Genomic DNA, 12313 nt, shown 5'->3' on the forward strand with positions numbered 1-12313 from the left:
GGTTTCAACAGTCTGCTCCAGTCCGCCAAATCCAGGGCACGGGGCTATCGCACCCACAAGAATTTTATTAACATGGCTTACCTCGTACTGGGTAAGCTGGATCTCAAGCTACCCACTTAAAACAGCGAGGAACCCATAAAATGCGCTACCAATCAGCTGACGGAAAGCCGGTTGTTCAGCGGCATTGGGGGGGATCAAGGCAATCCATTTCAGCATGGTGGACTGGGCGAGCATCAGTTCGACACGATGCGCATGATCCACGAACTCTTTCTGGCTGAAGCCGACTACGCCAACCAGCGCGCCGCTTTTGCTGGCGTATTGGGGAGCCTCTGCTAAAGAGGGTGCATAAATGATACTCCAGCCTTCTTCTTTCAAAATTCCTGTAGAGGCAGCAATGATCTCTTTTTCACCCACATACAATACACTGCGTTCTATTGACGGATCGGAGAGTTTGAGCTTGGCATTTTTGGGCATGTTTACTCCTTCGAATTTGTTACGAGTGTCGCATAAATTTCACGCATACCCAAAATATATAGGCGCTTTTACCCATCACGCCGGAATCAAAGCATGAATTGCGGGTCGACATCGACAAACCAGCGCACCCTCCGGGCTTCTGGCAGCTGCTGGCAGCAGGGTAACCAGGTTTTAAGAGCCTTCTGCATGATCTGGCGGGTGGGTGCTTCCACCCACAGTTCAGCGCGCTCAAAACCGGCCCGTCTTTCCAGCAGTGCAGGCTGCGGTCCGCTGATTACCAGCGAATCGGGAGCGCAGGCTTTTGCCGCTTCCAGGAAGGCCTGAATGGCTGCCCGTTGATGGGCTTCAGCACACATCAGCGTCAGGGCTGTGCCGGGAGGAAGACTTGCTTGCAGGCGTTCTTCCAGGAGTAAGCGGGCGGCTTGCTGATAGTCTCCCTCACTGAGTTTCTGGATCAGGGGATGATGGGGCAGGTGTGTTTGCAGAAGGACTCGTCCGGGTCGGTCTTCGCGACCCGCCCGTCCCGCCACTTGCAGAACCATCTGCAGCAAGCGCTCGGGAGCCCGAAAATCGGCACTAAACAGGCCCTGATCGGTGTTGACGATGCCGACCAGGGTGACGGCTGGAAAATGATGGCCTTTGGCGAGCATTTGCGTGCCAACCAGGATGGCAGGTTGGTTTTGATGGATTTGCTCCAGTACGGCGGAAAAAGCCTCCCGACCGGGTAATGCATCCCGATCAATCCGCCAGACTGGCGTATCGGGAAAGCGTTGGCGCAGGACTTCTTCCAGTTGCTCGGTTCCCTGTCCGGCAGTGATCAGCGCAGTACTGTGGCATTCCGGACAGTCTTCAGGCCAGCGTGACTCGTATCCGCAGTGGTGACAGCGCAGGCGTTGCTGGTGGCGGTGCCAGGTGAGGGCGGCACTACAGCGTGGGCAGTGCAGGACATGGCCACAATCATGGCAGAGTACGGCGGGTGCATAACCCCGCCGGTTCAAAAACAGCAGGACCTGATTTCCCGCCGCGAGCGTTTCTGAGCAGGCGTTCAGAAGATCACTGGAGAGCCCCCCCTGAAGATATTGGCGGCGAAGAGCAACAATCGTGATGCCCGGCAGGGGCGCGTTGGTAGCGCGTTGCCGTAATTGCAGACTTTGATAACGTCCCTGCTGGACATTGTAGAGACTTTCCAGAGAGGGCGTGGCCGAACCGAGAATGACCGGAATATTCTCCAGTTTGGCCCGCTGAATGGCCATGTCCCGGGCGGAATAGTGCCAGCCCCGATGTTGCTTGAAAGAGGGATCATGTTCTTCATCAATGACAATACAGGCCAGCTGCGGCATGGGCACAAAAAGAGTGGAGCGGGTGCCGATGAGCAGTTGAATATGCCCCATGGCCGCCAATGCCCAGATGCGCAAACGTTCGGTGTCGGTCTGGGCGGAATGCAGTGCGGCGACCGCTGCCTTGCCAAAGCGGGCCTGACAGCGTGCCAGCAGCTGTGGGGTAAGACCGATTTCCGGGACGAGAATAAGCACCTGCCGACCGGCTTCCAGATGGGGACGGATTGTTTCGAAGTAGACTTCGGTTTTGCCGCTTCCGGTAACGCCATCCAGCAGCCAGCACGTAAAGCCTTGGGTAGCCCGTAATTGGGTGATGGCAATGCGCTGCTCTTCATTCAGAGGGTAGGGAAGCGGTTGCACAGTTACCCGGGGAGCGGGAAGAGTGAGGGCTTCTACCCAGCCGTTGTGAAGTGCCTGGCGAAGGACCGGACGTAAACGTGCTGGTACTTCTGTTTCAGCAGTAGGGCTTGAGGTGCTGAGCACGGTTATCAGGGCTTCCTGCAGTTTGCCGGGACGGGCAGGCGTCTGTTCATGCCGGGTGAGTTGATAAGCCTGTGCTGCGGGCCTTGGTAAAGGCCGACCCTGACGGAGTAGCGCCGGGAGGGCGGCAGCCCAGACATCGCCCAGGGGATGCTGGTAATAATGCGCACCAAAATTCAGAAGCTGCTGCAGAGATTCCGGCAGCAGGGGCCGCGTATCGAGAACAGCCTCGATGGGTTTCAGGGTGATTTCCGGTGGACAGTGGTCATATCCCACCAGAATACCAATACGGCTTTTTTGACCAAAAGGGACACGCAGGCGTACGCCGGGAGGCAGGCGTTCCGGGTTTTCCGGAAGGGCATAGGAAAATATCCGGGGCAGATGCCCCAAAACAGCCACTTGCAGGCAGGCCGTCGCAGCGGGCATTAAAGTTGCCCACAAGTTCTGTGGATAAGTCTGTGCATGGACCTCAGGAAAACTCGCATATGCCTAGTGCTTCAAGACCTTAGCCGGCTTGCCCAAAAAAGTGGCAAGGATAAATAATAAATGAAAACAATTAGATGATGACTTTCAACAACAACTTAACGGTGCTGCTCTGGCTTTTGTCGGTTTATGAGTAAACTGTGTATAAGTTTTTCAAAAACGCACAAGATGCTCCGTTTCAGCCCCAGGCTCCCGGTATGGGCAAGCTGCTTGATGGCGCTAAACCGGCCACTATTCCCCAAAACAGCACCAGCCCAATCCAGTTATTGTGCAGAAAAGCACGAAAAGCCAGATCTCTGTCTCCCCCCAGCAAGCTCTGTTCATAAATGCCGAGAAGCAGCACCAGGAGCAAGGCAATCCAAAAGGGCCAGTACATTTGCGTGCTGACGCCAATGCCGACAAATATGCATAGCATGGTCAGTTGCAGACCGGCGATGATATGACGATCCCAGCGGCCAAACAAAATGGCCGTAGATTTGATACCGGCCTTCAGATCATCCGGACGATCCGCCATGGCATAGGCCGTATCATAGGCGACCACCCAGCAGGCATTGGCGAGCATCAGCCACCAGCCAATAGCCGGAACGGTCCCTGTGCTTGCCGCAAAGGCCATGGGAATACCAAAGGAAAAGGCAATGCCCAGATAAGCCTGGGGAAGATGGGTGAAGCGTTTGAACAGGGGATAGGTAATGGTAATGAATACCGCGCCACCTGCCAAAGCCAGACTGAGCAGATTCAAAAAGGGCAATAAAGCAGCAGCCATCAGGCAGAGCAATACAAAAAGACGTAAAGCTGAAGCGGGACTGATAAGTCCTGCTGCCAGTGGCCGGTGCTGGGTGCGTGCTACCTGTTTATCAAAATCCCGATCAAAATAATCATTGATGACACAGCCTGCCGAGCGCATAAGCCATGTTCCCAGGGTAAAAATCACAAACAGGCGCAGGGAAGGCGTCCCTTTGGCCGCCAGCCAGAGTCCCCAATAAGTTGGCCAGAGCAATAACAGCGTACCAATGGGGCGGTCCATGCGCATCAGCGCCAGATAGGCGGAAAAACGCTGACGAAACGGGATGAAATCATTCATCAGCGTCGACCTCGACCCGCCCAAGGGGGTAAGTCCGGCAGGAAATGTTCTTCAACCAACACTTCAGTATGACCCCGGCGTAAAATGGAGCGCCGCCGCCAGGCGCGTTGGCCGAAGCGCGGCAAGGCCTCCATGGTGATGGAGGAACGGCGCAAGCGGCGATGCCGGAACAGAGTATTGCCGATGGGACGGGAACCATGGCGCGCCAGGGGAAGCAGACCATGGCGCAGACCGCAAAGCGGTATGGTGGTCATAGCCCATATGGCGGGCCGATCCGGATTACCAGCGTTGAGAAGGACTTCCCGCCAGAAAATTCGCTCGCCCCGCTTTAAATGCAGGAGCCGCTGTTCACTATAAGTCGGTTTCCGGCGTCCACTCCCCATAAGCAGCGCCGTGACCCGATGGGTATGACCATAGGCGCGCTGCAGTGCTGCAGTCAGCGATGCCGGGAGCGCCAACCAGGGCCATAAATGCCTGGGCGCATGATTCAGTGCTGCGGTTTTGTAAGCCATGATTCGGGGCAAATCAGACCGAACCTTTGCCGTGAAAAATAAACTGATCAATGCGGGCGGGAGGTAAATTGCGCAGCACCATGGCGGGGCGTCCGCGCCGGAATTCAGTGGGCAAGCCCTGGCAGGAACTGCGGAAATGATAGGTGAACTGAATAAATACCGTGCCCTGCTGGCTGACTGCCGGCAGTTGCTGAAAAATACGATCGACGATTTCCCGGGGAATGGTGCGCAGCGGCAGGCTGGAAACAATAGCCCGGACCTTGCCACGATGGGCAATCATTTCCTGGAGTCGGGCAGCATCGCCTTCGATGACTTCCAGTTGCGGAAACTGGTGGCGCAGATGGCGGACCATCGTTGGCGCCTGTTCCACCAACACCAGATCACTGGCATCTATACCCCGGGCGAGCAGGGCCTTGGTGACCGGCCCCATGCCGGGTCCGAGTTCAATCACCAGTCCCAGTCCATCCGGGACCATGGCGGCCATGCGTCTGGCGAGAAAAGGAGAGCTGGGCAGTACCGCGCCAATGGCTTGGGGGTCGCGTAAAAACTCGCGGGTAAAGTGCCAAGCCTGGGATACCGGCCCGGAAGATCTGGACATGGATGCTCTCCACCGGATAAAGGGCAATGCACGGATTTGCGCAGAACCCATATGAACGGTAGATACTCTAGCATGGGCAGCATGCGGAGCGAAACTGAGCGAAACGGGGCCCTTGTCAATCCGGGTTGCTGGCCCTATCATCGTGATGAGGCCGCTTTTTTCCGGAAATGCATTGCAAAATCTGTTTATTAAAACCTACGGTTGTCAGATGAATGAATATGACTCCGAGCGTATGGCGGATCTGCTGGCGCAGAGTCATGGACTGAAATTGGTAGACGATCCCCAGCAGGCTGATGTGCTTTTGCTCAACACCTGTTCCATTCGCGAAAAAGCTGAAGACAAAGTATTCACCCAATTGGGATTCTGGCGTCCGTTCAAGGAAAAGCGCCCGGAAGTAATTATTGGCGTGGGAGGCTGTGTAGCCAGTCAGGAGGGCGCAAAATTGCGTCGTCGTGCCCCTTACGTCGATCTGGTGTTTGGTCCTCAGACCCTGCACCGTCTGCCCGATCTGCTCGATGCCTGTGTGGCTGAACGTCATCCTCAGGTGGATGTGGATTTTCCGGTTCTCGAAAAATTTGACCGCCTGCCCCAGCGTCCCGGTCGCGATGGTGCCACGGCTTTCCTGACCATTCAGGAAGGTTGCGACAAGTTTTGTACTTTTTGTGTGGTGCCCCATACCCGGGGACGTGAATACAGTCGTCCCATGCCCGATATTATCCGTGAGGCACGCAGTCTGGTCGATCAGGGGGTGCGTGAAATCACCTTGTTGGGGCAGAACGTCAACGCGTATCGCGGCGCGACGGGCCTGATTGGTGAAGGCGGGCTTGCCGAATTGCTGGAAAGACTTTCCCGTATTCCGGGTTTACTGCGCCTGCGTTACACCACTTCTCATCCCAGTAATCTGGATGATGACCTGATTGCCGCTCACGGTTCTATCGAAAAACTGGCTCCGCACTTACATTTACCGGTGCAGAGCGGCTCAGACCGGATTTTGCGGCGCATGCACCGCAAGCATAGTGTCGAACAATATCTGGAAAAAATTGCTCGCCTGCGGGCGGCGCGTCCGGGTATACAGATTTCATCAGATTTCATCGTCGGATTTCCGGGTGAAAGCGAGGCAGATTTTGCGGCCACCATGGACTTGATTGAGGCCGTTCGTTTCGACCAGTCCTACTCCTTCAAATACAGTCAGCGGCCCAATACCCCCGCCCTGAAACTCAAGGACAGTGTCCCCGAAGCCGAAAAAGATGCCCGTCTCGCCATTTTGCAGACACGTATCAACGGCTTGGCCCAAGCCTACGCCCAGAGTCTGGTGGGGACACGTCAGGCGGTATTGATTACCGGCCCTTCGCGCCGTGATCCGCGTGAAGTGACCGGAAAAACCGCCTGCAACCGCTCGGTCAATCTGCCCGGCAACCCTGACTGGGCAGGACAAATGATGGATATAGAAATTACGGCCGCTTTGCCGAATAGCCTGCGTGGTCGTCTGACGCAGTCCAATCCTGCGGCACATCGTCTTGCCGTATAATCCCATGGAGCCTCCCAGTAAGAATCCCGCCATCTGTCATGGTGATTTTATCGCTGAGCAGGCCAGCGCCGCTGACTTGTCGGAAATGGCCGGCGAACTGGACAGTCATCTGCGGCAACTGGAATCCCGGCTGGGTGTCGTCATTCTCCCGCGTGGGGAACGTTTTCATATTACCGGTCCACAAGCGGCGGTGCAGGCCGCAAAAACCGTTCTGGCAGAGCTTCATGCTCAGGTCGTTCAGGGCCGGAAGCTTTCCAGCCACTGGGTGCATCAATGTATTCAGCGTGTTCAGGTGGAAGCCGAGTCTGAAACTCATGAAGTCTCGGAATCCCCAGGGGTGCAAACCCTCAAAGGGACCATTCGGGGTCGAGGATTGCGTCAACGCCGCTATCTGGATTCCATCCGCCATAATGACCTGACTTTTGGCATCGGTCCGGCCGGTACGGGAAAAACCTATCTGGCCGTCGCAGCGGCCGTCGAGCAGATCGAACGCAATCAGGTACGCCGCCTGGTGTTGGTGCGTCCCGCCGTCGAAGCCGGTGAACGGCTGGGTTTCCTGCCCGGGTCTTTAAGTGAAAAAGTGGATCCCTATTTGCGCCCCCTCTACGACGCCCTGCATGAAATGATCGGTTACGAGAAGGTGGCAAAACTCATCGAGCGGCAAATCATTGAAGTGGCTCCGCTGGCTTACATGCGCGGTCGGACGCTCAACGACGCCTTTATCATTCTCGACGAGGCCCAGAATACGACGCCGGAGCAGATGAAAATGTTTTTGACCCGTATGGGTTTCGGTGCAAAAGTAGTCGTCACTGGCGACGTCACCCAGATTGACCTTCCGCGTGGCCAGCTTTCCGGTCTGGTCCAGGTGCTGGATGTGCTGGATGCCATGCCGGGCGTGGAAATGGTCTTTTTTGAAAGTGCCGATGTGGTCCGGCACCCGCTCGTGGCCCGCATTATCCAGGCTTATGATCGCTTTGGGGATAAGGCATGAGCGGACTTTATCTGCGTCTATCTGCGGATGATTCCGTGGAGCCAGCTTCTATTCCTTCCCGCAACCAGGCCAGGACTGCCATTCTTCAGGCGCTGACGGTTGCGACTCCGCGATCCCCGGACGCAGGGCGCATGGCCGAAATCTCCCTCGCCTTTGTGAGTAATGCCGAAATCACCCGATTGAATGCCCACTATCGGCAGCAGGAAAAACCGACCAATTGTCTATCTTTTCCCCAGGATCCCCTGCCTCCAGTGTTCCGCCGCGACCTGTTGGGCGATATTGTGATAGCCCCGGCCGTGGTGCTTCAGGAAGCGGCCGAGCAGGGGAAAACTTTGTTGAATCATTATCGTCACTTGCTGATTCACAGTACCTTGCATTTGTTGGGCTATGACCATGTCGAAGACCACGAAGCACTGATCATGGAACAACTGGAAACCCGATTGCTGGCTGAAATGGGTGTGGCCGACCCTTACCTGAACCAAATACATGAGTGAAGATCGAAGTACCCAGGAGCGCCCACGGAGTTGGTGGGCGCGCTTTACCCAGTCCCTGCGCGGCAATGTGGAAGATCAGGATAGTTTGCTGGATCTGATCCGGGAGGCTGGCGAGCGTCAGGTGATTGATGCCGAAGCGGCACGCATGGTGGATGGGATTTTCCGGATGGGCGAATTGACCGTCCGTGACGTGATGATTCCCCGCGCTCAGATGGAAGTGATTGAGATGGATATGCCATTGCCGGAAATCATCGCCAGGGTTTCGGAAGTCGGGCACTCGCGTTTTCCGGTGGTGGGAGAGGATCGCGACGACGTGCGCGGCATCCTACTGGCCAAGGATTTGCTCCAGGCCTGTCGTTCGGGCATGTCCTTGCCGCGCTTGGGAGAATTGTTACGACCGGCGACGTTTATTCCCGAAAGCAAGCATCTGGATCACCTGCTCTATGAGTTTCGCACAGGTCGCCACCACATGGCGGTGGTGGTTGATGAATATGGCGGGGTGGCCGGCCTTATTACCATTGAGGATGTGCTGGAAATCATCGTCGGGGAAATTGAAGACGAATATGACATTGACGAAGATGTCATGATAGCCTCACGGGAAGATGGTGACTTTCTGGTGAATGCGCTGATTCCCCTGGAGGATTTCAATGAACATTTTGTGGCGCATCTGGCAGATGAACACGCGGACACCCTGGGTGGCTGGGTGGCTACGCGTCTCGGGCATGTGCCGAGGGTGGGCGAAGTGATTGAGGAGGGTAATTTGCGACTGGAAGTGTTAAGAGCCGATCGACGCCGGGTACAAATTGTCCGGGTGTCTCCTCCGCGCAGTGCAGCGCTGCCCGAATCGCCCGATCAGGATAGTGCATGATTCAGGATTCCATCAAAACATGGGCGTTTCCTTTGCGGCTTCTGGCCGCATTAATTTTGGGTGTGCTCTGGCCTTTGGCTTTTGCCCCTTTTAATGCCTGGTTTCTCGCTATCATTCTGCTATTTGCGCTGTTCTGGTTGGCTACCACAGCTGAACGTCCCCGGCGGGCTGCCGCTTTGGGGTACGCTTTTGGTTTCGGGGCATTTTGTAGCGGAGTCAGCTGGATATCCGTCACCCTGCACAATTTTGCCCATATGGACTGGCTACTTGCGGGTGGGGCGGTAGCGCTGCTGGCGGCTTATTGCGCCATTTATCCAGCTTTGGCCCTATGGCTGGCTATCCGTTTTTTTCGGGGAAATGCGCGTCTTGTCGCCTTACCGGTGTTGTGGATATTTGCGGAATGGTGTCGAGCCCGGTTCTTCACGGGCTTCCCCTGGCTGGCCACAGGATATACGCAGACCCATGTTTTTTTGGGTGGTTTCTCCGCCTGGCTGGGGCAGTATGGGGTCGGGCTCGCCACCGCCGGTTTTGCCACTATTTTGTTATGGATGTTGCGCGAATCCTCATCCAGACGGGCACTGCTCGGCGGCGTTTCTGCCTTGCTGGTGCTTTCCGGATTGGCTCTGGCGGCAGGGTCAGTCAGCTTCACCCATCCCGTCGGGCACAAGCTTCGGGTTAGCCTGGTGCAGGGTAATATTCCCATCACCGAAAAATGGAATACTGCAGCCATCAGCGAGATACTGCACCATTACGTACAACTGATTTTGCAGACGCCCAAAAATAGCCAGCTGGTGGTTTTGCCGGAAACCGCCTTTCCCATTTTTCAGACGGAAATTCCTCAACTGATTAGTCAGTTACAGGAATGGTCGGCGCGGAATCACAAGATTCTGATTATCGGCATTCCCGAGTTGGCAGATGGCAAATACTACAACGCTGCCATGGAAATTGACGGGAAAGCCCCCCTGCGCTGGTACCAGAAAGAACATCTGGTGCCTTTTGGTGAATATATTCCCTTGCCGCACCTGCTGGGTCCTCTGGTCCACCACTTTTTACCGGGTCTGGGGAGTTTTTCCTTTGGGCATGGTCCTTATGTCCTGCCTGTAGACGGACAAAAGGCTGGCATGACCATTTGTTATGAAGAATCTTTTTCCCGTGATGTCCGTAAGGGGGTCAGAGAAGGGGCGACTTTTTTACTCAATATCAGTGATTATGCCTGGTATGGGCATAGTATTGCTGCCGCCCAGAGTATGCAGATGGCTGCCATGCAGTCCCGTCAGGAGCAGAAACCGGATGTGCGCGATACCAATACCGGTATCACCACGCTGATTTCTCCCCAGGGCGAAATCCGCACCCAGCTTCCGCAATTTGTGGTGGGCACGCTGAACGGCTCGGTGCAGCCCATGGCCGGAGAGACTCCCTATGGTCGTTGGGGGAGTCTGCCCTACCTGCTACTGAGTGCTTTGCTCATGCTTTTGGCCATAGGGGTTACTCGCCGGCAATCATCATCTCGTCAATGAGAATGGAAGAACAGCCGGTGTTGCCATGGATAAGCAGGTCGTTGCCGACCATCTGCATACCCTTGAACATGGCCTGCAGGCTCCCCGCAATGGTGATCTCCTCAACCGGATATTGAATCTCGCCATTTTCTATCCAGAAGCCGGCGGCACCGCGTGAATAGTCGCCGGTGACCATATTGATCCCAAAACCGATCAGTTCGGTGACCAGTAAACCCCGTCCCATTTCCCGGATCATTTCCTGCAGTGATCGGCTGCCGGGCTCCAGGGTCAGATTGTGGACACCTCCGGCATTTCCGGTGGTCGCCATCTGCAACTTGCGGCCACTGTAACTGTCGAGGATGTATCCCTGCAGAATGCCTTCGGAAATAATGTCGCGATTGCAGGTGGCTACGCCTTCCGAGTCAAAGCTGGCACTGCCCAGCCCCTTGGGGCGCAAAGGTTCTTCATAAATGCGAATATGTTCCGGAAACAGGGTCTTGCCCAGGCTGTCCAACAGAAAGGAACTTTTACGATATAGACTGCCACCACTGATGGCACTGGCCAGGTGTCCAAGGATGCTGGAAGCCACCTGATTTTCAAAAATCACCGGTGCCCTGGTGGTGGGTAGCTTACGGGCATCCAGACGCCGCACCGCCCGTTCGGCGGCAATTTTGCCGATACTTTCCGGACTGGCCAATGCGCTGGCATTGCGGGCTACATCATACCAGTAGTCCCTTTGCATGCCGCCTTTCAGATCTTCGGCAATGACTGAGCAGGACAGGCTATGCTGGGACGATTGTCTTTTCCCCACAAAACCCAGACTGTTGGCGTAAACGGAAAGGCCTTCGCTGGTGCCCAGGCTTCCCCCTTCAGAATTGTGAATACGTGGATCACTATCACGGGCAGCCGCCTCGCAACGGCGTGCCAACTCTGCGGCCGTATCGGCGTCTATTGACCAGGGATGATAAAGATCCAGATCAGGGAACTCGCGGGCAAAAAGCTCCGGATCAGCCAGGCCCGAAAAGGGGTCTGCGGAGGTGTGACGGGCAATGGTGAGCGCGGCTTCCACGGTTTCGGCAATGGCCTTGCGCGAAAAATCCGAGGTGGAGGCACTACCTTTGGACTGCCCCAGGTAGACCGTCACACCCATTCCTTTATCCTGATTGTACTCAATGGATTCCACTTCACCGAGGCGGACGGTCACAGAAAGTCCCTTGCCCGTACTCGCTGCCGCTTCTGCTGCAGTTGCCCCCTGTTTGCGGGCGAGAACCAGAATATCCTCGCTGATCTGGCACAGGGTTTCGGCATTCAGGGTGGAATGGGGGGCTTGGCTCATGGGCTTGGGTCTCGCTGTGAATGAAAGAATCCCGACATCTTACTCCCAAGCCATCCGATGTAGAAAGAAAATGACTGATGAATGACTGTTGAACCTAAAAAATGGCCGTTGGGTCTGCAGGCTTTTTGCTCCATTGTTCATTGCCTGTTGTTCTACGGCTCATCCTGCTGTCAGGAGAGAACTCGCCCTGCGGGCTCAGACAGCTCTCCTGACGGGCGCAGGATTTCGCCAAGAACAACAACGGCTCGAAACAAAAGTCGCTGCAAAGCCTGCAGACCCAACGGCCATTTTTTGGGTAATGTTAATGACATGCATTATCATTTGCGTTTGAATGCTGTGTAAGAGCTTTTGATGAGAATAGCTATGTATATATGCCTATGTAACGTTGTCACCGAAAAAGACATTCATCAGGCAGTATGTGAAGGTGCCTGTTCCATGCGGGATCTACGCCAACAGTTAGGTGTGGCCTCCCAGTGCGGGCGTTGTGCGACTTGTGCCAAAGCGATTCTGGATCAGGAAACGCAGCATGCCAAAGCCATGCAATATCCCATGCATCAGCATTCCCGGTCTACACTCAAGCGTGCGGTCTAAACACTCATTTTCTAGTCCATTAAATTAACTATTCAACCAGGAGC

The 12313-nt window shown here is 55.4% G+C and carries 12 protein-coding genes; 6 read left to right on the top strand and 6 right to left on the bottom strand.

The window, feature by feature from the left end:
* Positions 1–108 precede the first annotated feature (108 nt).
* The 5 genes from H7F08_RS10685 to H7F08_RS10705 all read right to left on the bottom strand — a co-directional run bounded on the left by H7F08_RS10685 (position 109) and on the right by H7F08_RS10705 (position 4965).
* The gene (locus H7F08_RS10685) at positions 109–474 is read right to left on the bottom strand and encodes a VpsR-related response regulator (RefSeq protein WP_193640549.1); all 366 of its coding nucleotides are present in this window, start codon (positions 472–474) and stop codon (positions 109–111) included.
* 86 nt (positions 475–560) lie between these two features.
* Entirely contained in the window at positions 561–2717 is a 2157-nt protein-coding gene (locus H7F08_RS10690) for a primosomal protein N' (RefSeq protein WP_193640550.1), read from the bottom strand.
* Positions 2718–2952: 235 nt separating this feature from the next.
* Positions 2953–3855 carry a 4-hydroxybenzoate octaprenyltransferase gene (ubiA, locus tag H7F08_RS10695; protein WP_193640551.1) on the bottom strand — a complete coding sequence of 301 codons (903 nt, stop codon included), beginning with the start codon at positions 3853–3855 and terminating at the stop codon, positions 2953–2955.
* The gene (locus H7F08_RS10700; protein WP_226831573.1) at positions 3855–4379 is read right to left on the bottom strand and encodes a chorismate--pyruvate lyase family protein; all 525 of its coding nucleotides are present in this window, start codon (positions 4377–4379) and stop codon (positions 3855–3857) included. Before H7F08_RS10700 ends, ubiA begins: the two co-directional genes overlap by 1 nt.
* A 1-nt stretch (position 4380) precedes the next feature.
* Positions 4381–4965, bottom strand: a complete 585-nt coding sequence (locus H7F08_RS10705; RefSeq protein ID WP_193640552.1) for a class I SAM-dependent methyltransferase — start codon at positions 4963–4965, stop codon at positions 4381–4383.
* A gap of 172 nt (positions 4966–5137) precedes the next feature.
* Here H7F08_RS10705 and miaB point away from each other — a divergent pair, with 172 nt between their 5' ends.
* Genes miaB through lnt form a run of 5 tightly spaced genes read left to right on the top strand, consistent with a single transcriptional unit; the run spans position 5138 to position 10363 of the window.
* A complete protein-coding gene (gene miaB / locus H7F08_RS10710) occupies positions 5138–6493 on the top strand; it encodes a tRNA (N6-isopentenyl adenosine(37)-C2)-methylthiotransferase MiaB (RefSeq protein ID WP_193640553.1) in 1356 nt (451 codons plus the stop codon).
* Between the two features lie 4 nt (positions 6494–6497).
* Positions 6498–7484 carry a PhoH family protein gene (locus H7F08_RS10715; protein ID WP_077218182.1) on the top strand — a complete coding sequence of 329 codons (987 nt, stop codon included), beginning with the start codon at positions 6498–6500 and terminating at the stop codon, positions 7482–7484.
* The gene (ybeY, locus tag H7F08_RS10720) at positions 7481–7978 is read left to right on the top strand and encodes an rRNA maturation RNase YbeY (RefSeq protein WP_024893990.1); all 498 of its coding nucleotides are present in this window, start codon (positions 7481–7483) and stop codon (positions 7976–7978) included. Before H7F08_RS10715 ends, ybeY begins: the two co-directional genes overlap by 4 nt.
* The gene (locus H7F08_RS10725) at positions 7971–8846 is read left to right on the top strand and encodes an HlyC/CorC family transporter (protein ID WP_010641994.1); all 876 of its coding nucleotides are present in this window, start codon (positions 7971–7973) and stop codon (positions 8844–8846) included. Before ybeY ends, H7F08_RS10725 begins: the two co-directional genes overlap by 8 nt.
* The gene (gene lnt / locus H7F08_RS10730) at positions 8843–10363 is read left to right on the top strand and encodes an apolipoprotein N-acyltransferase (protein ID WP_153940441.1); all 1521 of its coding nucleotides are present in this window, start codon (positions 8843–8845) and stop codon (positions 10361–10363) included. Before H7F08_RS10725 ends, lnt begins: the two co-directional genes overlap by 4 nt.
* Here lnt and pmbA read toward each other — a convergent pair.
* Positions 10332–11678 carry a metalloprotease PmbA gene (gene pmbA / locus H7F08_RS10735; protein WP_081577174.1) on the bottom strand — a complete coding sequence of 449 codons (1347 nt, stop codon included), beginning with the start codon at positions 11676–11678 and terminating at the stop codon, positions 10332–10334. The two genes, lnt and pmbA, sit on opposite strands and share 32 nt — an antisense overlap.
* A gap of 363 nt (positions 11679–12041) precedes the next feature.
* On the opposite strand from pmbA, the gene H7F08_RS10740 reads away from it, so the two are divergent.
* Complete coding sequence (locus tag H7F08_RS10740; protein WP_081577173.1) at positions 12042–12269, top strand: bacterioferritin-associated ferredoxin; 228 nt, start codon at positions 12042–12044, stop codon at positions 12267–12269.
* Positions 12270–12313 lie beyond the last annotated feature (44 nt).

The sequence above is a fragment of the Acidithiobacillus sp. HP-11 genome (genome assembly GCF_015100075.1).
Classification (GTDB): Bacteria; Pseudomonadota; Gammaproteobacteria; order Acidithiobacillales; family Acidithiobacillaceae; genus Acidithiobacillus; species Acidithiobacillus thiooxidans.

What these genes read in the sequence shown, in the direction of transcription:
- lnt (WP_153940441.1), top strand. Translation starts at nt 8,843, where the DNA reads ATGATTCAGGATTCCATCAAAACATGGGCGTTTCCTTTGCGGCTTCTG.
- H7F08_RS10740 (WP_081577173.1), top strand. Translation starts at nt 12,042, where the DNA reads ATGTATATATGCCTATGTAACGTTGTCACCGAAAAAGACATTCATCAG.
- H7F08_RS10715 (WP_077218182.1), top strand. Translation starts at nt 6,498, where the DNA reads ATGGAGCCTCCCAGTAAGAATCCCGCCATCTGTCATGGTGATTTTATC.
- H7F08_RS10725 (WP_010641994.1), top strand. Translation starts at nt 7,971, where the DNA reads ATGAGTGAAGATCGAAGTACCCAGGAGCGCCCACGGAGTTGGTGGGCG.
- ubiA (WP_193640551.1), bottom strand. Translation starts at nt 3,855, where the DNA reads ATGAATGATTTCATCCCGTTTCGTCAGCGTTTTTCCGCCTATCTGGCG.
- H7F08_RS10685 (WP_193640549.1), bottom strand. Translation starts at nt 474, where the DNA reads ATGCCCAAAAATGCCAAGCTCAAACTCTCCGATCCGTCAATAGAACGC.
- H7F08_RS10705 (WP_193640552.1), bottom strand. Translation starts at nt 4,965, where the DNA reads ATGTCCAGATCTTCCGGGCCGGTATCCCAGGCTTGGCACTTTACCCGC.
- H7F08_RS10690 (WP_193640550.1), bottom strand. Translation starts at nt 2,717, where the DNA reads ATGCCCGCTGCGACGGCCTGCCTGCAAGTGGCTGTTTTGGGGCATCTG.
- ybeY (WP_024893990.1), top strand. Translation starts at nt 7,481, where the DNA reads ATGAGCGGACTTTATCTGCGTCTATCTGCGGATGATTCCGTGGAGCCA.
- pmbA (WP_081577174.1), bottom strand. Translation starts at nt 11,678, where the DNA reads ATGAGCCAAGCCCCCCATTCCACCCTGAATGCCGAAACCCTGTGCCAG.